Source organism: Acuticoccus yangtzensis (assembly GCF_001927245.1).
Taxonomy (GTDB): domain Bacteria; phylum Pseudomonadota; class Alphaproteobacteria; order Rhizobiales; family Amorphaceae; genus Acuticoccus; species Acuticoccus yangtzensis.
The window spans coordinates 579,505-599,755 of record NZ_MJUX01000002.1 but is presented as its reverse complement, the minus strand read 5'-3'; the positions used below and the strand labels follow the sequence as shown (position 1 = coordinate 599,755).

The window sequence follows — 20,251 nt, the reverse complement described above, 5'->3', positions numbered from 1 at the left end:
GTATTCTCCAATCAGACGACCGGGAACGGGTGTCGATCTCAGGTCAGGTTGCCACAGAACCGCTGAATACGCCGGCAGGCCTCTTCGAGAGCGTCCGTCGCCGTGGCGTAAGAAATCCGAAAATGTGGGGCGAGACCGAACGCCGAACCCTGAACAACGGCAACGCCTTCACTCGTTAAGAGTTCCGTTACGAAGGTTTCGTCGTCCTTGATGATTGTTCCGGACGGCGCCGTCTTTCCGATCAACCCGGCGCAAGACGGGTAGACGTAAAAGGCCCCCTCCGGCGTCATGCACTCGATGCCGCGCGCCTGGTTCAGCATCGACACCACGAGGTCGCGCCGCTCCTTGAAGACGACGTTGCTGTCGGCGATGTACTGCTGCGTGCCGTTCAGCGCCTCGACCGCCGCCCACTGCGAGATCGACGAAGGGTTCGACGTCGACTGCGACTGCACCTTCGCCATCGCCTTGATGAGCTCGACCGGGCCGCCGGCATAGCCGATCCGCCAGCCCGTCATCGCATAGGCCTTCGACACGCCGTTGACGGTGAGCGTGCGCGACTTAAGCGCCGGCTCCACCTCGGCGACCGAGTGGAACACGAAATCGTCGTAGACGAGGTGCTCGTACATGTCGTCCGTCATCACCCACACGTGCGGGTGCTTCATGAGGACGTCGGTCAGCCCTTTCAGCTCGTCGCGCGAATAGGCCGCGCCGGACGGGTTGGAGGGCGAGTTGAGGATCAGCCACTTCGTCTTCGGCGTGATCCGCGCTTCCAGCTCCGCCGGCTGCAGCTTGAAGCCGGTGGAGGCGTCCGCGTCGGCCATCACCGGGGTGCCGCCGCCGAGGAGCACCATGTCGGGATAGCTGACCCAATAGGGCGCCGGGATGATCACCTCGTCGCCGGGGTTCAGCGTCGCGATCAGCGCGTTGTAGAGGACCTGCTTGCCGCCGGTGCCGACCGAGATCTCCGCGGGGGTGTAGGCGAGGTTGTTCTCCCGCGCGAACTTGGCGACGATCGCCTCCTTCAGCTCGGGGATGCCGTCGACCGCGGTATACTTCGTCTTACCGTCGCGGATCGCCTTGATCGCCGCGTCTTTGACGTTCTCCGGCGTGTCGAAGTCGGGCTCGCCCGCGCCGAGGCCGATCACGTCTTGCCCCGCACGTTTCAGCTCGGCCGCCTTCTGCGTGACCGCGATGGTGGGTGAGGGTTTGACGCGCGCGAGCGTGTCGGACAGGAAGGCCATAATTAACGTCCGTCGGGTGTATTTCGCGGCCCTTATCTGCCCATCGGCACAGGCTCGCAAGTGTTCTGGGAACACGAAGCATTTCACGAATATTGCAGAATGACGAGAACCGCCGGGCCCCATGGTGCCACTTCGGGCCATGTGGTGCTAAAGCGGGCCGGTGACGAGGGAGTGACGAGGGGGCCATGAACGTCCTTTTGACCGGTCAGAAGGCGTTCGGCGCCGCCGTGTTCGAGATGCTGCGGCGCGGCGGTTTTCGCGTGAATGCCGTCTCGGCCCCGGCGCTGCGCGAGGACGGCGTCCGCGAGGATCGCCTGCGCGCCGCGGCCGAGCGGGCGGGCGTGCCGTGGATCCTCGCCGGCACTCTGCGGGCCGAGACGCTGCCCGCCGGGACGGACCTCATCGTCGCCGCCCACAGTCACGATTTCGTGGGCCGCCGCACGCGCATGGCCACGACCTTCGGGGCGATCGGCTATCACCCGTCGCTGCTGCCGCGCCACCGCGGGCGAGACGCCGTGCGCTGGACGATCCACATGAAGGACCCCGTCGCCGGCGGCTCTGTCTACTGGCTGTCGGAGCGGATGGACGGGGGCGACATCGCCGCCCAGGACTACGTCTTCGTCTCGCCGGGCGAGACGGTGGACAGTCTGTGGCGCGAAAAGCTGTTTCCGCTGGGGCTGACACTGCTGGAGCGGGCGGTGAAGGACATCGCCGCCGGTATCATCCGCCGCGAGCCGCAGGACGAAGCCTATGCGACGTGGGAGCCGTCGTGGGAGCGGGCGCCCGCCTTGCGGCCCGAGCTCGACCTCATCGGCACGCTGCCAGAGGGAGCGCGCGTGTCGCGCAAGGCCGCGCGCGGCTGACGATACCGCGCGGAGCGCAGGCCCGTCGCCACCGCGGCGCCGAAACGATGAAAAGGGTGCGCGAACGCACCCTTGGCTGTCGTCATGAGCGCCCCGCCAGGGCGCAGGAGCCGGTCAGGCGGCTGGCGTCAGAACGCCCAGCCTTCCGACAGGGTGCCGTGCCAACCGTCCAGATACGGCAGCTCGGACTGGGAGAAGCGGCCGGAATTGCCGTTCTCGATCTTCATGTAGCTCGGCGTCTTGACGCCACCATCGGCGTACACGGGCGAGACGGGGACCGCCCGGCCGCTGAACATACCAACTCCCGGCAGATCCCGGTAGGGGCCGACATAGGCACCGTCGCCTCCGGCCCCGTCCCCATAAGGGCGGACCGTGACCGACGTCTGGGCCGATGCCGTGCCTGCGACACCGACAAGCAGGATCAGTGCGAGAATGGCTCTCATTGTTCAGTCCTCCGGCGATTCATTCGCCTGCTTTCATCCATGGCCGCCCACCGGCGCATACCTAGCGCGATGCCCCGCCGGGCCTCCGACGCCAACCTGACACGCAATACCCATAACCCAGATGGCGCACATATGCGATTAAACTCTGAAGCTAGCCCTGGGGTTGCGCGTCATTTGATTAATCGCGAAACAACCTGCGCCGTATAATCCACCGCGGGAATGATCTTGGCATAATTGAGGCGTGTCGGCCCAATGATTCCAAGCACTCCCACCGTGCGCCTCGCCGTATCGCGATAGGGCGACATGATGAGGCTCGAACCCGAGAGCGAAAACAGCTTGTTCTCGGACCCGATGAAAATGCGAACACCTTCGCCGCCTTCGGTCAGCGACAGCAACTGCATCAGCTCCCGCTTCGTCTCCAGGTCATCCAAGAGCTGACGAACACGATCGAGATCTTCACGTACACCGACGTTCTGCAACAGGTTGGCCCGGCCGTGGACGATCAGCGACCCCGTATCCTTCGCCGATGCGTCCGACCATGAGGCGATGCCCTGGTCGATCAGCCGTGCCGTCAACTCGTCGAGCTGGGCGCGCTGCTCGTCGGCGCGGCGGGCGATGATCGAACGCGCCTCGCCCACCGTCGCCCCGCGGATGTGCGCGTTGAGATAGTTCGACGCCTCTTGCAATGCGGACGGCGGCAGCCCCGGCGGCAGGTCGACCAGCCGGTTCTCGACCGAGCCGTCGTCCGACACGAGCACCACCAGCGCCTTGCCGGGGTCCAGCGCCACGAACTCGATGTGCTTGAGCCTCAGATCGTGCGTCGCCGTCAGCACCACGCCTGCGCCCGACGACATGCCCGACAGCACCTGAGAGGCACGCATCAGCGCCGCGTCCACCGCGTCGGTCCCCTCGGCCACCGCCTCGATGCCGCTGCGTTCCTCGTCCGACAACTCGCCCACCGACAGCAGCGCGTCCACGAACAGGCGCAGTCCCCTGTCGGTCGGCAGCCGCCCGGCCGAGGTGTGCGGCGCGAAGATCAGGCCGAGCTGCTCGAGGTCGCTCATCACGTTGCGCACGGAGGCCGGCGACAGCTTGTTGGGCAGCGCGCGCGAGATGGAGCGCGAACCGATCGGCTCGCCGGTCGTCAGATAAGCGTCGACGATCTGCCGGAAGATATCGCGCGAGCGTTCGTCGAGCTCGATCGGATCTCGGGTCACGTCCACCAGACTCATCGCGCCAGCCGCTCCTTTTCCGGGACTATCGCTTCCTCCCTTAATATGGCAACGCTCGCCGCCCGATGGGAGAAGGGAAATTCTATGCGACACGATGGCCGCCGAAGTGACGAGATGCGCGCCGTTTCCATGGAGCGCGCGGTCTCAAGACACGCGGAAGGCTCGTGCCTCGTCAAGTTCGGCCACACCCATGTGCTGTGCACCGCCTCGCTGGAGGAGCGCGTGCCGCCGTGGCTGAGGGGCGGCGGCGAGGGCTGGGTGACCGCCGAATACGGCATGCTGCCCCGCGCCACCAAGGAGCGGATGCGCCGCGAGGCCTCGTCCGGCAAGCAGTCCGGCCGCACCCAGGAGATTCAGCGCCTGATCGGCCGCTCGCTGCGCGCCGTGGTCGACCGCGCCGCGCTGGGCGAGCGCCAGATCTCGGTGGACTGCGACGTCATCCAGGCCGACGGCGGCACCCGCACGGCCGCCATCACAGGCGCCTTCGTCGCCCTGTCGGATTGCGTCAGCTACATGATGAACGCCGGCATGATCACAACCAACCCCTTGACCGACCACGTCGCGGCGATCTCCTGCGGCATCGTCAAGGGCACCCCGGTGATCGACCTCGACTATGTGGAGGACTCCTCCGCCGAGACCGACGCCAACTTCGTGATGACCGGCAAGGGCGGCATCGTCGAGGTGCAGGGGACGGCCGAGGGCGCGCCCTTCACCCGCGATGAGCTGACGGCCCTCATGGACCTCGCGTCGGACGGGATCACCCGCCTCGTCGACCTTCAGAAGCTCACCCTCTCGTGAGCCTTCTGGACGCGATCGGTCCCGAATTGGTGCTCGCCACCCACAACAAGGGCAAGGTGGCGGAGTTCGCCACCCTGCTCGCCCCGCTCGGCATCACCGTGGTGTCGGCGGGCGACCTCGGCCTGCCGGAGCCGGAGGAGACCGGCCGCACCTTCGCCGAAAACGCGATCCTGAAGGCGGCCGCCGCCAGCAGAGCCACCGGCAAGCCCGCCCTCGCCGACGATTCGGGGCTCTGCGTCTCCGCGCTGAACGACGATCCCGGCATCTACTCCGCCCGCTGGGCCGGGCCGGGCAAGGACTTCGGCGCCGCGATGGAGCGCGTCCTCTCCGGCTTGCGCGGCGAAGGCGCCATCACGCCCGAACAGCGCGAGGCCCGGTTCGTCGCCGTCCTCGCCCTCACCTTGCCGCAGGAGGACGAGGCGCACGTGTTCGAGGGCGTGTGCAGCGGCACCATCGCCGCTTCGCCCCGCGGCACCAACGGCTTCGGCTACGACCCGCTCTTCATCCCCGCCGACGCCGACGGGCGCACCTTCGGCGAGATGACGGGCGAGGAGAAGGCCGGCGGGCCGGACCCCCTCTCGCATCGCGCCCGCGCCGTCTCCATCTTCATGGAAGCGCTCGGGTTGACGGGCGAGGCCGGCGCAAACGACGCCCCTGCGGCGTGAAAACCGCCGCCGCCTGACCCATATCGCCGCACAGCGGCCCCGCCCCCACGCGGACGGGGCCGCTGACACATATGTCAGGAACAGCGGCGTTCCGGCCACAGTGGCACGCTCTCGTGCGCCCGGCCTCGCCTCGGTCCAGCGCACCGTGCTTCAGTCGAGGCGCGAACCGCCGTAGGAGAGGGAGCATGTCCACGTTGAATGTCGCACAGGTTGAGTCTCGGGTGCGTGCGGATGGCGGCTTCGCGGTTTACGTCCATTGGCCCTTCTGCCAGGCCAAATGCCCCTATTGCGACTTCAACAGCCACGTGCGCCACAAGGCCGTGGACCAGACGCGCTTCGCCGCCGCCATGGCGCGCGAACTCGCCACCTTCGCGTCGTGGACCGCCGAGCGCCGCCCGCTCTCCGTCTTCTTCGGCGGCGGCACACCGTCCTTGATGGAGCCGTCCACCGTCGCGGCGATCCTGACCGCGATCGACGACACGCTGGGCCTTCCCGCCGACGCCGAGATCACGCTGGAGGCCAACCCCACCTCCGTCGAGGCAGCCCGGTTCGAGGGCTACCGCGCCGCAGGGGTCAACCGCGTCTCCCTCGGCGTGCAGTCGCTGAACGACACCGAGCTCGCCGCCCTCGGCCGCCTGCATGACGCGGCCACCGCGCGCGCCGCCCTGGCGCTGGCCCGGCGCATCTTCCCGCACGTGTCGGCCGACCTCATCTACGCCCGGCCGCGCCAGACCACCACCGCCTGGGCCGCCGAACTGAGCGACATGCTGGACCTCGCGGGCGATCACCTGTCGCTCTATCAGCTCACCATCGAGCCCGGCACGCGCTTCTTCGACCTCGCCGAGATGGGCAAGCTCGTCGTGCCCGAGGACGACGCCGCCGCCGACCTCTACGAGCTGACCGGCGAGATGACACGCGCCGCAGGCTTCTCCCGCTACGAGGTGTCCAACCACGCCCGCCCCGGCGGCGAGGCCCGGCACAACCTCGTCTACTGGCGCGGCGGCAGCTATATCGGCATCGGCCCCGGCGCGCACGGGCGGCTGAACGAGAACGGCACCCGCACTGCCACCTCCACCGAGCGCCACCCGGAAACCTGGCTCGCCAAGGTGGAGGCGGACGGCCACGGCCTGACCGAGCACGAACCGCTCGGCGCGGGCGCGCGCGCTGACGAATATCTCCTCATGGCGCTGCGCCTCACCGAAGGCATGGACCTTGACGCCTACGCCGCGCGGGCCGGCGCCCCGCTCGACGAGGCGCGCATCGACGCGCTGGCCGCCGGCGGGTTCCTGCGCCGTGACGGGCGCCGCATCGCCGTGCCCGACACCGCCCGCCTTCTCACCAACGCCGTCGTCCGGGAGCTTGCCGCGTGATCGCCTCCAGCCCACCCACCGCCGACGCCATCTACGCCGACCTGGAACGCATCTTCCAGGAGCACGACGACAGCTTCACGCGGGCCCGCCCCGCGGTCCTGAAACGGCTGAAGGCCGCGCGTGCGGAAAGCCTGCGCGCCTGCTCGGACTCGCTCGAAACCACCAAGTCCGGCGTGAAGGCCGCGCGCGTTCTCGCCGCCGGGCAGGACGCGATCATCCAGGCCTTCTACCGCTTCATCCACGAATACGTTTATCCGACCGCCAATCCGTCGGTGGCCGAAAAGCTCTCCGTCATCGCCACCGGCGGCTACGGGCGCGGCCTGCTCGCGCCGGGGTCGGACATCGACCTTCTCTTCCTTTACCCCTACCGGCCGACGCCGTGGACGGAGTCCATGGTCGAAGTCATCCTCTACATGATGTGGGACCTCGGCCTCAAAGTCGGCCACGCCGCCCGCTCCATCGACGAGTGCGTGAAGCTCGCCCGCGGCGACGTGACGATCCGCACCGCGCTCCTGGAATGCCGCCTCGTCGAAGGCAATGCCGAACTCGCCGAGCAGCTCTACACCCGCTACGACCAGGCCGTGGTGCGCGGCACCGGCAAGAAGTTCATCGCCGCCAAGCTGGAAGAGCGGGACGAGCGGCACAAGCGCCAGGGGCAGACGCGCTACCTCGTCGAGCCCAACGTGAAGGAAGGCAAAGGCGGATTGCGCGATCTCCAGACCCTGTTCTGGATCGCCAAGTACTTCTACCGCGTGCGCTCGGAGGCCGAACTCGTCGGCAAGGGCGTGTTCTCGGCCAAGGACTACCGCCTCTTCCGCAAGTGCGACGACTTCCTGTGGTCGGTCCGCTGCCACCTGCACCTTCTGACCGGCCGCGCCGAAGAGCGCCTGACCTTCGACCTGCAGCGCGAGATCGCCCAGCGTCTCGGCTACTCGCCGCGCCCCGGCCTCAGCGACGTCGAACGCTTCATGAAGCACTACTTCCTCGTCGCGAAGGACGTCGGCGACCTGACGCGCATCCTGTGCGCGGGCCTGGAGGCGCAGCACGCCGTGCAGCCGGTCGGCCTGACCCGCATGGTCCGCTCCCTCACCGGCCACGCGACGCGCACGATCAACGACGATTTCGGCGCCGAGCACGACCGCCTCGTCCTCGCCAACCCCACCGCCTTCGCCGACGATCCGGTGAACATGCTGCGCGTGTTCGACATCGCCGATCAGCACAATCTGCGCCTGCACCCGGACCTTCTGTTCCACATGCGCCGCTCGCTGAAGCTGATCAACGCCGAGGTCCGCAACGACGCCGAGGCCAACGCCATCTTCCTGCGGCTGCTCAGCGATTCCCACGATCCCGAAACGCTGCTGCGGCTGATGAACGAGACCGGCGTGCTCGGCGCCTTCGTGCCCGACTTCGGCAAGGTCGTCGCGATGATGCAGTTCAACATGTACCATTCGTACACGGTGGACGAGCACCTCATCCGCTCGGTCGGCCTGCTGTCGCGGATCGAGCGCGGCGGCCTCGAACAGCAGCACCGCCTCGCCTCGCACCTCATCGGCACCATCCACAATCGCCGCGCGCTCTATGTCGCGGTGTTCCTGCACGACGTCGCCAAGGGCCGGCCGAAGGACCACTCCGTCGAAGGCGCGCGCATCGCCCGGCGCCTGTGCCCCCGCTTCGGCCTGTCCGCGGCCGAGACCGACCTCGTCGCCTGGCTCATCGAAGAGCATCTGACGATGTCGATCACCGCCCAGTCGCGCGACCTCAGCGACCCCAAGACGATCGACGACTTCGCCCAGAAGGTGCAGAGCTTCGAGCGCCTCAAGCTGCTCGAGATCCTGACCGAGGCCGACATCACCGCCGTCGGCCCCAACGTGTGGAACGGCTGGAAGTCCACCCTCCTCGCCACCCTGTTCGACGAGACCGAGGCGGTCATCGCCGCGCGCCACACCCGCCGCCCGCGCGAGGCCCGGATCGCCGCCGCGAAGGTCGCCTTCCTCGAAAAGGCGGCGCAGTCGCTGCCCGAGGTCACGCGCGAGGCCTGGGCCAACATGCACTCCGCGCCCTACTGGATCCGCGTCAGCGCCGAGGATGCGGTCTATCACGCCTCGCTCTGGGCGCGCGGTGCGCCGGGCGACATCTCCATCGGCTGCCGCGTCATCGACACGACCACCACCGAGGTCACGCTGATCGCCCCCGACCAGCACCATCTCCTCACCACCGTCGCGTCCGCATGCGCCGCGGTTCAAGCCTCCGTCCGCTCGGCCGAGATCTTCACCACCCAGGACGAGATGGCGGTGGACGTCTTCCACATCCGCCCGACCTCCGACGATCCGGCCGACGAGGAGCAGCGCATCGCCCGCATCAGCAGCATGGTGCGCGACGCTCTGTCCGGCCGCGCCCCGGTGCCGCGGACCAACGACCGCCAGTTGCGCGCGGTGAAGCAGAAGGCCTTCACCCACCCGACCGACGTCATCGTCGCCAACGACTGGTCGCAGGGCTACACCGCCATCGAGGTCTCGGGGCTCGACCGGCCGGGACTTTTCCGCGACCTCGCCGACGCGCTCCTGGCGCTGGACCTCAACGTGCGCTCCGCCCAGCTCGCCACCTTCGGCGAGCGCGTGGTCGACGTGTTCTACGTCACCGGCCCCGACGGCGAGCAGATCACCGATCCCGAGCTGCGTGCCGCCATCGTCGAAGGCGTGCGTCAGGCCTACGACAACACGCCCCCGCACTCGGCCCTCTCGGCCGCCTGAGCCCGGATTTCGCGCGCATGCAGCTCCTCAGAAATTTCGCGACCGTGGGCGGCTACACCATGGCCTCGCGCGTTCTGGGGTTCGGGCGGGACATCCTCATCGCCGCGGCTTTGGGCGCGGGGCCGGTGGCCGACGCCTTCTTCGTCGCCTTCAAGCTGCCCAACCTCTTCCGCCGCCTGTTCGCGGAAGGCGCCTTCAACTCCGCCTTCGTGCCGCTCTTCGCGCGCACCCGGAACGAAGAGGGCGAGGAGGGCGGCAACATCTTCGCCTCCTCCGTCCTCTCGTGGCTCATCGTCACGCTGCTCGCCTTCACCATCCTCGCCGAGATCTTCACGCCGTTCCTCATCTGGGGTCTGGCGCCGGGCTTCTCGGGCGAAGAGACGATCGACATCACCACCTTCTACACCCGCATCTGCCTGCCTTATCTGGCGGCGATGTCGCTCGTGGCCTTCTTCTCCGGCATCCTCAACACGCTGAACAAGTTCGCCATGGCGGCCTTCGCGCCGGTCCTCCTCAACGTCGTCCTCATCGGCACGTTGACCCTGGCGCTGTTCCTCGGCCTCGATCCGCCCGACGCCGCCTTCGCGCTGTCGGTCGGCGTCTTCATCGCCGGCATCGCCCAGGCCGTCACCCTCTACGCGGCGGTGAAGCGCGCGGGGGTCAAGCTGACACTCTCCCGCCCGCGCCCCTCGCCGCGGCTGAAGCGGCTGCTGCTGCTGGGCATTCCCGGCGTCGCGGCCGGCGGCATCACGCAGATCAACATCGTCGCCGGCACCATCGTCGCCTCCTTCTGGACCGGCGCCGTGTCCCACCTCTACTACGCCGACCGGCTCTATCAGCTCCCGCTCGGCATCGTCGGCATCGCCATCGGCGTGGCGCTGCTGCCGGACCTGTCGCGCCGTCTCGCCAAGGGCGACGTCGGCGGCGCGCTGTGGACGCAGAACCGCGCGCTCGAATTCGCACTGATGCTGACGCTGCCCGCCGCCGCCGCGCTCATCGTCGTGCCGCTCGAAATCATCGTCACCCTGTTCGAGCGCGGCGCCTATGAGCGCGACGACGCGGCGATGACCGCAGCCGCCCTCTCGGCCTACGGCTTCGGCCTTCCCGCCTTCGTGCTCATCAAGGTGTTCTCGCCCAGCTATTTCGCCCGCGAGGACACGGTGACGCCGATGATTTTCGCCGGCGTCTCCATGGTTGTGAATGTCGGCGGGGCGATCGGCTTTGCGATGCTCCTCGCGCCGCAGGGTCTCGCCCATGTGGGCATCGCCGCCGCCACCAGCCTGGCCGGGTGGATCAACGCCATCTGCCTCTTCGTCGGCCTGGTGCGGCGGGGCGACTTCCGGGCCGATGCCACGCTCGCCTGGCGCGCCCTCGGTTTCCTCGCCGCGGCCCTCGCCTTGATGATCGTCGCGACCCTCGTCGCCCAGGGGCTCGACGCCTGGTTCTTCGCCTCCGACACGATGACCGCCGCCCTCGCCCTCCTCATCGTGGTGGGCGCGTCGGCGGCGATCTTCGCCATCGTCTGCGAAGCGTCCGGCGCCATGGGCGTGCGCGACGTTCTGAAAGCGCTGCGCCGAAGCTGAAGCGCCGCGCCTACTCCGCGGCGTCCGCGGCCGGCGCTTCGGCGGGAAGGCGCGCCTCGTACTCGGCCTTCAGCGCAGTCCACTTGTCCCAGAAGGAGCCGGGCTCTTCGCCCCGCAGCTTCTCGGCCAGGATGTCGAGATGGGAATGCCACCCGGCGCTGACGCTGGTGAGCATGCCGCGCGTCGTCACCTTGCGGTGGATCACGGTCAAAAGCACGTCCTGCCCCTGCTCCTCCAGGCGGAAGGTCACGTCCCCATCGCCCCAGGTGAACACCAGCCTGTGCGGCGCCTCCACGGCGACGATGGTGCTGTCCAGGCTGTGCTCCTCGGACACGCCCTCGGGCCGGGTGCCGGGGTCGGCGGTGATCTCGTCGTTGCGCCAGGTGAGCGTAAAGGGCGCGCCCTCCTTCAGCTCCATCTCGCCCCGCGCCAGCCACTGGCGCCGCAACTCGCTCGTCGTCAGATAGGCCCACACCCTATCGATCGGGCCGGGCAGCAGGTGCTCGATCGTCAATTCGTTGACGGCGGTGAGGCGGCCGTAGGAGTCTCTCTCGCTCATGGTGCGTCTCCTGATGCGGGCGGATCGTCGTCGGACGCATCCCGGCCCGTTCTGTCGGCATTGCGGGCGTCCTCCTCGCGCAGGATGCGTTCGAGGACATCGAGATGGCTTGACCAGAAGCGCGCGTAGAAGCCGAGCCAGTCGTGGGCGTCGCGCAGTGGCGCCGGGGCGAGGCGGCACACATGGGTGCGCCCCCTCACCTCCCGCGACACCAGCCCGGCCCGCTCCAACGCCTTGATGTGCTTGGAGGCGGCGGCCAGCGAGATGGCGAAGGGCTTGGCCAGCTCCCCCACCGTGCGTTCGCCCTCGGTCAGCTCGCGCAGCATCCGCCGCCGGGTGGCGTCACCCAGCGCATGGAACACGGCATCGAGGGGCGCGTCTTGTTCAACCATAAGGTTGAATATCGACACGCCGCCGCCAACTGTCAACCATTCGGTTGAATGTTTCTCTCAGGCCCGCATGGCGCCTTAGAGCGCCCCCAGCGCCTCGCGGATCGCCGCCACGTAGCGCGCCGCGGCCTCGGCCGGGTCCGGCGCGGCGTTGATCGGCCGGCCGACGACGATCGCGTCCGCGCCGGAGAGGATCGCCTGCTGCGGCGTCGCAACCCGCTTCTGGTCGCCCGCCGGGTCCGACGCCAGCCGCACGCCCGGCGTGATCACCTGAAGGCCCGAGCGCCTCGCCGCCGCCGCTTCGCCGGGGGAGCACACGATCGCGTCCGCGCCCGAGGCCGCCGCCGCCGCGATCCGGCTCTCCACCAGCTCGGTCACGCCCATGCCGTAGCCCGCCTCGGCCACGTCCGTGTCGCCAAGAGAGGTCAGCACAGTGACGGCGACCACCGACAGGCCCTCCGGCCGTGCCGACACCGCCGCCCGCAGCGCCTGCGGATAGGAGTGGACGGTGAGGAAGGTGACGCCGAGCGCGCCGGCCGTGCGCGTCGCCCCGGCCACGGTGTTCGGAATGTCGAGCAGCTTCATGTCCAGGAAGACCTTGCGGCCCGCCCGCGCCAGCTCCCCCGCGAAGTCGAGCCCGCCCGCCATCGCGAACTCCAGCCCGACCTTGTAGACGCCGACGATCCCGTCCGTCGCCTCCACCAACCGCTCGGCATCGGCCCGGTTGGTCACGTCCAGCGCCAGGATGAGGCGGTCTTCAGCGGTGTTGAACTTCATGGCATCCCTCAGCTTCACCTTGGTTGACTCGTCAGTACACGCGCTGCCGGTCAGACGTACCGACCCTTGTCGATCCGAGCCATGTCAGCCACATCGTCATAACGGGCGCGGCGCCACCGCTGCGGCTTCCGCGCCTGCACGAAATCGTTCTCCGTCGCGCCCTGAACGACGCCGAAGTACATGTGAATGTTGTTGCCGAGATAAGTGGCGCCGATGCCGTGCGTCTCCCAGACATGCAGGCAGATCGGCAGGCCGTAACAGCCACACGCCGCAAAGAACATGGTTGGCCGGCGGCGGGAAATCGCCGCGTCGACATCCGCGCATAACCGCTCGAACGTGTCGAGCCAATCCGAATGTGGCCGGTTGGGATAGGTGCTGACGTGCGCTTGAACGGTGTCCAGCTCATACCGATACGGCACGACGTCGTTCCAAATGTCGAAGATGTCGCCGGTCCGGTAGGCGTCGTCGACGATCGACGCGAGCGGCGTCACGAACAGGAGCCGCTCCTCGTTGACCAGCGTATAGAATTCACGTCGGCCGGGTGCGCGGCGAACCGGCGGCATCTGCCCCTGATGGTAGGCGAGGATTTCGGGCAGCCACCCATCGCGACGACGCTGCGAGATGACCGCACCCGTCCCCACAGCGCGAAAATAACGGGTGGCCCAGGGCGTGAGAACATCCCGATCGGCACTATAGAAACCGGCATTCCGGTTCATCTCACACGCATTGTCCGCCACGCGGTGGCTGGCATACCAAGGCGACTTGACCTCGAGCACGGTGTCGTCCCGCGGCAGGGCGAGGGCCGCATCGACCGCCGCTTCGGGGTCCCGCAGCCACCCCAGCAGCGCCTTGTCTTCGACATTGCCCGTCCGCACCGAAAGGCTGGCCTTCATGTCGATGCGCGTGAGATTCCGGCCCGGCGGAAAGGGAACGCCGTTGGCGAATTGCTGCATCATCAAGGGGAGCGGAACGGCAAGGTGGAGATCGCCACGAAGCGGCCGGGCGTTGAAGTCCTGCAGGAGCCCCGACGGGGACACGTCGATCTCACACATCTCGCCGATCTTTGCGCTCATCCTCTCGATCGCGCGGGAGCGGAAGGACGGATCGATCAGATGCGCCGCGTTGATCGTCAGCCGGTCTTCGTCCGCTTCGAATGGCGCGCCGTCGAAGATCGACAGACGGACACTCCGCGGCGTGTCCTGGCGAACGCGATCAAGAATATCATCCGGTGTCATAGTCCATCACTTCGATCAGGCTCGGCCGTCGCAGCGTCACCACGCACCCTTTTGAGGCCGACACGGCATCCAATTTAGGCGCCATTGCACTGTCGCTGTACTTTCGTCGCGCCCTTGCTCTAGAAGTCAGTCCCATGACACAGCCGCTGCCGCCGCGAAACGCCCGTGTGGTGCGAACCACGAATGAAACGTCCATCTCCGTCAGCGTCGATCTCGACGGTGGCGGGGCGCGCACGATTGCGACCGGGATCGGCTTCTTCGACCATATGCTGGACCAGCTCGCCCGCCATTCGGGTATTTCCATGGACATCGAGGCCAAGGGCGACCTCCACATCGACGATCACCACACCGTCGAGGATGTCGGCATCGCGCTCGGCCAGGCGCTGTTGGAGGCGCTCGGCACCAAGGCCGGCATCACCCGCTATGCCGATTGCCTGCTGCCGATGGACGGGACGCTGACGCGCGTCGCGCTGGACATTTCCGGCCGCCCCTTCCTCGTCTTCCGCACGGCGTTCGAGACGCCGAAGATCGGCACATTCGACACGCAGCTCGTGCGCGAATTCTTCACCGCGCTCGCCATGAATGCGCGCCTGACGCTGCACATCGAGACACTCTACGGCGACAACGACCACCACATCGCCGAATCCTGCTTCAAGGGCGTGGCGCGGGCGCTGGGCTCGGCGGTCGCGGTGACGGCACCGGGCGGGGCCATCCCGTCCACCAAGGGCGCATTGTAACGGGGTCGCCGATGGCAGTCTGGACCGTCTGGGAAAACGCCGAATTTGACGATCCCGCCGTGCGCGCGGTGTTCGTCGAGGACCGCTTTGCGTGGTGGGCGCTCCTCATCGGCCCGCTGTGGGCGGTGCTGCGCGGCATGCCGGTGGTCGCCCTCCTCGCCGTCGCGGTCTGGGCGGCCGTGGTCGGCGCCGCGGCGACATTCCTCGGCAGCCCCGGCGCCGTGGTCTTCTACGCCCTCCTCTCCCTCTGGTTCGCGTTCGAGGCGCGGGCGCTGAAACGCTGGAGCCTGTCGCGCCGCCGCTGGCACATGACCGCCATCGTCCACGCCTCCGCCCGCGCCGAAGCCGAACGCCGCTACTTCGCCGAGCGTGAGGGCGCCGTCATCGACCCCATCGGCGAAGCGGCCCCCGCACCGCTCGCCACACCCCCTGCCCCCGCCAGCGCATCCGGCGCCGGACCGTGGGGCGCCCCCGTCATCGGCGTCATGCCGGAGAAGGACCAATGAGCGTCGTCATCGTCGATTATGGGTCGGGCAATCTGCGCTCGGCCGAGAAGGCGGTCGCCAGAGCCGCGCACGAAGCCGGGCTGAGCAGCGCCGTCACCGTCACCGCCGACCCCTCCCGCGTCGCCAAGGCGGACCACATCATCCTGCCCGGCGTCGGCGCCTTCGCCGACTGCATGATGGGCCTCTCCGCCACCCACGGCATGGTCGAAGCCATCCTCGACGCCGTAACCGACCGCGGCGTACCGCTCCTCGGCGTGTGCGTCGGCATGCAGCTCATGGCGACGCGCGGCCTGGAATATACCGTCACCGCCGGGCTGAACCTCATCCCCGGCGACGTGAAGGTGATCGAGCCCACGGACCCGGCGCTGAAGGTGCCGCACATGGGCTGGAACACGCTCGACGTCGCCCGCCCGCACCCTGTGCTGGAGGGGATCCCCACCGGCACGGACGGCGCCCACGCCTATTTCGTGCACTCCTACGCGCTGGCGCCGGCCGACCCCGACCACCTCATCGCCACCAGCGAACACGGCGGGTCGATCGCCGCCATCGTCGGGCGCGACAACATCGTCGGCACCCAGTTCCACCCCGAGAAGAGTCAGGAATTCGGCCTCGCCTTGATCGCCAATTTCCTCAAATGGCGCCCGTGAGCGGCGGGCCGGCGGCAGACCTATGATCCTTTATCCAGCCATCGACCTCAAAGACGGCCAATGCGTCCGCCTCCAGCAAGGCGAGATGGACCGCGCCACCGTCTTCTCCGACGATCCCGGCGACATGGCCGCGCGGTTCCAAATGCTCGGCTTCACCCGCCTGCACGTGGTCGACCTCAACGGCGCCTTCGCCGGGGTCAGCCGCAATTCCGAGGCGGTCGACGCCATCCTCGCCGCGACCGACGTTCCGGTGCAGCTCGGCGGCGGCATCCGCTCGCTGGCCGCCATCGCGGCGTGGCTGGAGCGCGGCGTCTCCCGCGTCATCCTCGGCACCGTCGCCGCCAAGGAGCCGGAACTCGTGAAGGAGGCCTGCCGCCTCTTCCCCGGCCGGATCGTCGTCGGGATCGACGCGCGCGACGGTATGGTCGCCGTCGCCGGATGGGCCGACGCCACCACCGTCACCGCGCGCGACCTGGCGCTCGCCTACGAGGACGCGGGCGTCGCCGCCATCGTCCACACCGACATCGGACGCGACGGCATGCTGACCGGCCTCAACCTCCCCGAAACGCTGTCGATCGCCGAAGCCGTCTCCACCCCCGTCATCGCGTCCGGCGGGTTCAACGGCATGGAGGACATCAACCGCCTCGCCGAGCCCGCCGCCGCGAAGCTCGACGGCGCCATCATGGGCCGCGCCCTTTATGATGGGCGACTCGACCCCGCCGCCGCCCTCGCCGTCCTGCCGCAGGCCGCCTGAGATGCTGAAGAAACGCATCATCCCCTGCCTCGACGTGCACGGCGGCCGCGTCGTCAAAGGCGTGAAGTTCCAGGACCTCGTCGACGCGGGCGACCCCGTCGAGGCCGCCAAGGCCTATGACGCCGCAGGCGCCGACGAGCTGACCTTCCTCGACATCACCGCCTCGTCGGACGAACGCTCCATCCTGTTCGACGTCGTCAGCCGCACCGCCGAGCAATGCTTCATGCCGCTCACCGTCGGCGGCGGCGTGCGCACGATCTCGGACATCCGCGCCCTGCTGCTGGCGGGCGCCGACAAGGTGTCGATCAACACCGCCGCCGTGCGCGAACCCTCCTTCGTCGGCCGCGCGGCGGAGAAGTTCGGCGCCCAGTGCATCGTCGTCGCCATCGACGCCAAGCGGGTCGACGGCCATTGGGAGATCTTCACCCACGGCGGCCGCCGCGCCACCGGGGTCGACGCGGTGGAGTTCGCCGTGAAGATGGTCGACCTCGGCGCCGGCGAGATCCTCCTCACCTCGATGGATTCGGACGGCACGAAGGCCGGCTTCGACAACGCCCTGAACCGCGCCGTCGCCGACGCCGTACCGGTCCCCGTCATCGCGTCCGGCGGGGCGGGCACGCTCGACCACCTCGTCGAGGCGGTCACCGAGGGGCACGCCGAGGCGGTGCTGGCCGCGTCGATCTTCCACTTCGGCACCTTCACCATCGGCGAGGCGAAGGCGCACATGGCCGCCGCGGGTCTGCCGATGCGCATCGTGCCGCCCACCCACCACGCCCTCGGAGACGTCAATGGCTAGCTTCTCCATCGACGACCTCGAAGCCATCGTTCGCGCCCGTCTGGCCGAGGGTGGCGCCGCCTCCTACACCAACACGCTCGCCGCCAAGGGGATCGACAAGGTGGCCGAAAAGTTCGGCGAGGAGGCGGTGGAAGCGGTCATCGCCGCCGTGCGCCGCGCGCCGGACGAGATGATCGCCGAGGCCGCCGACGTCGTCTTCCACCTCACCGTTCTTCTCGCCGTGCAGGGCATCTCCTGGAACGACGTGATGGCCGAGCTCGACCGGCGCACCGGCCAATCGGGCCTCGAAGAGAAGGCGCGCCGCACGGCGCCGACCTGACGCCGCTCGCCCCTGCCCGCCAATGGTGCAGCGCAAAATAAATCCTTGTCTCCTTATGCGATGATCTGCAACAGTGCCCGTGATGGATGCAGTGCCCGAGCTGACCGATAAGTCGGGGCATCGGCCGCGCGACGACTATGCCCGCTTCCACGTGTTCCATGAACGCGACTGGGCAAAGCTGCGTGCCGGCATGCCCATGACTTTGTCGGCCGAAGAAATCATCAGCCTCCAAGGCTTCAACGACCGTGTGGAACCCGGACAGGTGGAAACCATCTACCTGCCGATCTCGCGTCTCCTCTCGCTCTATGTCGAAGCGACCGAGGGGCTCTACCGCGCCACACAGGCCTTCCTGGGCCAGACCGGCGAGCGCACCCCCTACATCATCGGCATCGCCGGATCCGTCGCCGTGGGCAAGACGACCACCGCGCAGCTCCTGCAGACGTTGATCTCGCGCTGGGCCGGCCGGCCGAAGGTCGACCTCGTGACCACGGACGGCTTCCTCTATCCCAACGCCCACCTCATCGAGAACGGGCTGATGGAGCGCAAGGGCTTCCCTGAAAGCTACGATGTCGGGATGCTCATCTCCTTCCTCACCGACGTGAAGGCGGGCGAACGCAACGTCGAGGCGCCGGTCTATTCCCACCTCACCTATGACCGCGTCGTGGGCGAGGCGATCACCGTCGACCGGCCGGACATCCTGATCGTCGAGGGGCTGAACGTGCTGCAGACGCAGCGCCTGTCCGGCGACCGGCCGCGCGTCCCCTTCGTGTCCGACTTCTTCGACTTCTCGATCTACCTTGACGCGGAGGAGCGGCTGCTCGAGGAGTGGTACATGACGCGCTTCAACCGTCTGAAGGAAACGCGCTTTACCGATCCCCTGTCCTACTTCCACCGCTATGCCTCCGCCAGCAAGGAGGAGACGGAAGCCTTCGCCAAAAGCCTGTGGGAGAGGATCAACCTCAAGAACCTGCGCGAGAATGTTGGGCCGACGAAGCTGCGGGCGGACCTCATCCTGGTGAAGGGGGCCGATCACCGCATCACCGAGGTGGCGCTGCGCCGCGTGTGACGCCGAGCCTCGGCCCTCTCCGCCGCATGACCGACCCGGTGCGTTCCACCGGCACCGGCCGCCCTTGCGACCCGCGCGCCCACGCGGTTGCCCGCACCTTCGCAACGCGCCACATGAAGGCCAGGATTGCGGAGACCCGACCCCGATGCGCCCATCCCCCACACGACTGATCGCCGCTTTGGCCGCCGCCTCGATGGTCGCCGCCGCCCTCGCGGCCGCCGCCCAGCCGAGCGGAACCGAGAACGGCGGCGGCGAGCCGATGACCCTCGTCGCCCTCGGCGACAGCCTCACCGCAGGCTACCAGCTCGCGCCCGGTGAAGGCTTCGTCCCGCAGCTCCAGGCCGCCCTCACCGCCAAGGGCTACAACGTCACCGTGGTCGATGCGGGCGTCTCCGGCGATACCACCACCGGCGGCCTCGCCCGGCTCAACTGGTCCGTGGGGCCGGATGCGGACGCCGTCATCGTCGAACTCGGCGCCAACGACGCGCTGCGCGGGATCGACCCCAGTGTACCGCGCGACAACCTCACCGCCATTCTCGACCGGCTGGCCGAGCGCGACCTCCCGGTTCTCCTCGCAGGCATGCTCGCCCCGCCCAATCTCGGCGAGGACTATGGCGCCGAATTCAGCGCCGTCTACGAGGACCTCGCCGCGCGCGACGTCGTCTACTACCCCTTCTTCCTCGACGGGGTGGCCGCCAATCCGGAGTTGAACCAGCCCGACGGGCTTCACCCCACCGCCGCGGGCGTGGAGGTCATCGTCGAGCGCATCCTGCCCTCGGTCGAAGAGCTGATCGCCCGCGCCGGAGGCTGAGATGACCCCCGCCCGCGCCCTCGCCGGCGTCGCCGCCCTCGTGGCCGCAAGCGCGCTGATCCTCCAGGTCGGCGTGACCGTCAGCGGCCAGCTCGCCGCCGGGCGGCCGGTCGCGGACGGGCTGTGGCGCCTCGCCGGATATTTCACCATCTGGGGCAATGCGTCGGTCACGGTCGTCGCCGCCGCCATGGCCCTCGCCCCGCAAAGCCGCCTCGCCGCGCCCGCGGTGCGAACCGCCGTCCTCGCGGCGATCATCATCGTCGGCGTCGTCTTCGCGGTGCTGCTGCGCCATCTTCTGGCGGGCTATGCGGGGCTGCAGCTCGTTGCCAGTCACCTGCTGCACGACGCGGTCCCGCCGCTCTTCGTTCTCGCCTGGCTCGCTGCGCCGCACGGCGACCTCAGATGGCGTCATGCGTCCTGGTGCGTCCTGCTGCCCGCCGTCTACCTCGCCTTCGTGCTCCTCCGCTCCCAGGTGGATGGTTTCGCGCCCTACTGGTTCCTCGACCTCCCCGCTCTCGGCCCGGCCCTTTATGCGCGCAACGTCGCCGGCCTCGCCGCCGCCTTCGCGGCCGTCGGCCTCGTCGCCGTCGCGGTCGACATGGCGATCGCCAGCGCCATCAGACGCTTGGCACGGCACTCATCCTCGTCGTAAACCATCTTAAAAGGGTGCGGCAGATCCGCCGCGCCTCCCCCGCCCCTTCCCGCCTTCC

At 68.5% G+C, this 20,251-nt stretch carries 22 protein-coding genes; 15 read left to right on the top strand and 7 right to left on the bottom strand.

What is annotated here, in order from left to right; translation table 11 throughout:
• Nucleotides 1-38: 38 nt before the first annotated feature.
• A complete protein-coding gene (locus BIX52_RS08940; RefSeq protein WP_075220672.1) occupies nt 39-1,241 on the bottom strand; it encodes a pyridoxal phosphate-dependent aminotransferase in 1,203 nt (400 codons plus the stop codon).
• 185 nt (nt 1,242-1,426) lie between these two features.
• On the opposite strand from BIX52_RS08940, the gene BIX52_RS08935 reads away from it, so the two are divergent.
• Nucleotides 1,427-2,104: a formyltransferase family protein gene (locus tag BIX52_RS08935; RefSeq protein WP_075220671.1), complete on the top strand. Its 678-nt coding sequence runs from the start codon at nt 1,427-1,429 to the stop codon at nt 2,102-2,104.
• A gap of 128 nt (nt 2,105-2,232) precedes the next feature.
• Here BIX52_RS08935 and BIX52_RS08930 read toward each other — a convergent pair whose 3' ends face one another.
• Together BIX52_RS08930 and hrcA are read right to left on the bottom strand one after the other, a co-directional pair.
• Nucleotides 2,233-2,547, bottom strand: coding sequence for a hypothetical protein (locus BIX52_RS08930; protein ID WP_075220670.1), 315 nt, complete (start codon nt 2,545-2,547; stop codon nt 2,233-2,235).
• A gap of 170 nt (nt 2,548-2,717) precedes the next feature.
• Nucleotides 2,718-3,779, bottom strand: a complete 1,062-nt coding sequence (gene hrcA, locus BIX52_RS08925) for a heat-inducible transcriptional repressor HrcA (protein ID WP_075220669.1) — start codon at nt 3,777-3,779, stop codon at nt 2,718-2,720.
• 84 nt (nt 3,780-3,863) lie between these two features.
• Between hrcA and rph the strand changes: the two genes are divergently transcribed.
• From rph to murJ, 5 genes are all read left to right on the top strand, one after another.
• Nucleotides 3,864-4,577 (top strand): ribonuclease PH, encoded by a 714-nt coding sequence (rph, locus tag BIX52_RS08920; protein ID WP_075220668.1) that lies wholly within the window; start codon nt 3,864-3,866, stop codon nt 4,575-4,577.
• Nucleotides 4,574-5,242: an RdgB/HAM1 family non-canonical purine NTP pyrophosphatase gene (gene rdgB, locus BIX52_RS08915; RefSeq protein WP_075220667.1), complete on the top strand. Its 669-nt coding sequence runs from the start codon at nt 4,574-4,576 to the stop codon at nt 5,240-5,242. Before rph ends, rdgB begins: the two co-directional genes overlap by 4 nt.
• Nucleotides 5,243-5,427: 185 nt before the next feature.
• A complete protein-coding gene (hemW, locus tag BIX52_RS08910; protein WP_075220666.1) occupies nt 5,428-6,612 on the top strand; it encodes a radical SAM family heme chaperone HemW in 1,185 nt (394 codons plus the stop codon).
• The gene (locus BIX52_RS08905) at nt 6,609-9,362 is read left to right on the top strand and encodes a [protein-PII] uridylyltransferase (protein WP_075220665.1); all 2,754 of its coding nucleotides are present in this window, start codon (nt 6,609-6,611) and stop codon (nt 9,360-9,362) included. Before hemW ends, BIX52_RS08905 begins: the two co-directional genes overlap by 4 nt.
• A gap of 17 nt (nt 9,363-9,379) precedes the next feature.
• A complete protein-coding gene (gene murJ, locus BIX52_RS08900; protein WP_075220664.1) occupies nt 9,380-10,945 on the top strand; it encodes a murein biosynthesis integral membrane protein MurJ in 1,566 nt (521 codons plus the stop codon).
• A 10-nt stretch (nt 10,946-10,955) separates the two neighbouring features.
• Here the strand turns inward: murJ and BIX52_RS08895 are convergent, their stop codons facing one another.
• The 4 genes from BIX52_RS08895 to BIX52_RS08880 form a co-directional block, all read right to left on the bottom strand.
• Nucleotides 10,956-11,504 (bottom strand): SRPBCC family protein, encoded by a 549-nt coding sequence (locus BIX52_RS08895; protein ID WP_075220663.1) that lies wholly within the window; start codon nt 11,502-11,504, stop codon nt 10,956-10,958.
• Nucleotides 11,501-11,896 carry an ArsR/SmtB family transcription factor gene (locus BIX52_RS08890; protein WP_075220662.1) on the bottom strand — a complete coding sequence of 132 codons (396 nt, stop codon included), beginning with the start codon at nt 11,894-11,896 and terminating at the stop codon, nt 11,501-11,503. The genes BIX52_RS08895 and BIX52_RS08890 overlap by 4 nt, the downstream gene beginning before the upstream one ends.
• 75 nt (nt 11,897-11,971) lie before the next feature.
• Nucleotides 11,972-12,670 carry an orotidine-5'-phosphate decarboxylase gene (pyrF, locus tag BIX52_RS08885; protein ID WP_075220661.1) on the bottom strand — a complete coding sequence of 233 codons (699 nt, stop codon included), beginning with the start codon at nt 12,668-12,670 and terminating at the stop codon, nt 11,972-11,974.
• 50 nt (nt 12,671-12,720) lie between these two features.
• Nucleotides 12,721-13,905: a hypothetical protein gene (locus BIX52_RS08880; RefSeq protein ID WP_075220660.1), complete on the bottom strand. Its 1,185-nt coding sequence runs from the start codon at nt 13,903-13,905 to the stop codon at nt 12,721-12,723.
• Nucleotides 13,906-14,039: 134 nt separating this feature from the next.
• Between BIX52_RS08880 and hisB the strand changes: the two genes are divergently transcribed.
• From hisB to BIX52_RS08835, 9 genes are all read left to right on the top strand, one after another.
• On the top strand, nt 14,040-14,642 hold the full coding sequence (gene hisB, locus BIX52_RS08875; RefSeq protein ID WP_075220659.1) for an imidazoleglycerol-phosphate dehydratase HisB: 603 nt from the start codon (nt 14,040-14,042) through the stop codon (nt 14,640-14,642).
• An 11-nt stretch (nt 14,643-14,653) separates the two neighbouring features.
• Nucleotides 14,654-15,148 (top strand): DUF2628 domain-containing protein, encoded by a 495-nt coding sequence (locus tag BIX52_RS08870; protein ID WP_075220658.1) that lies wholly within the window; start codon nt 14,654-14,656, stop codon nt 15,146-15,148.
• On the top strand, nt 15,145-15,795 hold the full coding sequence (gene hisH / locus BIX52_RS08865; protein ID WP_075220657.1) for an imidazole glycerol phosphate synthase subunit HisH: 651 nt from the start codon (nt 15,145-15,147) through the stop codon (nt 15,793-15,795). Before BIX52_RS08870 ends, hisH begins: the two co-directional genes overlap by 4 nt.
• Nucleotides 15,796-15,817: 22 nt before the next feature.
• Entirely contained in the window at nt 15,818-16,549 is a 732-nt protein-coding gene (gene hisA, locus BIX52_RS08860) for a 1-(5-phosphoribosyl)-5-[(5-phosphoribosylamino)methylideneamino]imidazole-4-carboxamide isomerase (protein ID WP_075220656.1), read from the top strand.
• Nucleotide 16,550: 1 nt separating this feature from the next.
• On the top strand, nt 16,551-17,345 hold the full coding sequence (gene hisF, locus BIX52_RS08855) for an imidazole glycerol phosphate synthase subunit HisF (protein ID WP_075220655.1): 795 nt from the start codon (nt 16,551-16,553) through the stop codon (nt 17,343-17,345).
• Nucleotides 17,338-17,664: a phosphoribosyl-ATP diphosphatase gene (locus tag BIX52_RS08850; RefSeq protein ID WP_075220654.1), complete on the top strand. Its 327-nt coding sequence runs from the start codon at nt 17,338-17,340 to the stop codon at nt 17,662-17,664. The genes hisF and BIX52_RS08850 overlap by 8 nt, the downstream gene beginning before the upstream one ends.
• 82 nt (nt 17,665-17,746) lie before the next feature.
• A complete protein-coding gene (gene coaA / locus BIX52_RS08845; protein ID WP_075220653.1) occupies nt 17,747-18,730 on the top strand; it encodes a type I pantothenate kinase in 984 nt (327 codons plus the stop codon).
• Nucleotides 18,731-18,875: 145 nt separating this feature from the next.
• Entirely contained in the window at nt 18,876-19,541 is a 666-nt protein-coding gene (locus BIX52_RS08840; protein WP_075220652.1) for an arylesterase, read from the top strand.
• A gap of 1 nt (nt 19,542) precedes the next feature.
• Nucleotides 19,543-20,193 (top strand): Pr6Pr family membrane protein, encoded by a 651-nt coding sequence (locus tag BIX52_RS08835; protein ID WP_075220651.1) that lies wholly within the window; start codon nt 19,543-19,545, stop codon nt 20,191-20,193.
• The last annotated feature ends 58 nt before the right edge of the window (nt 20,194-20,251 follow it).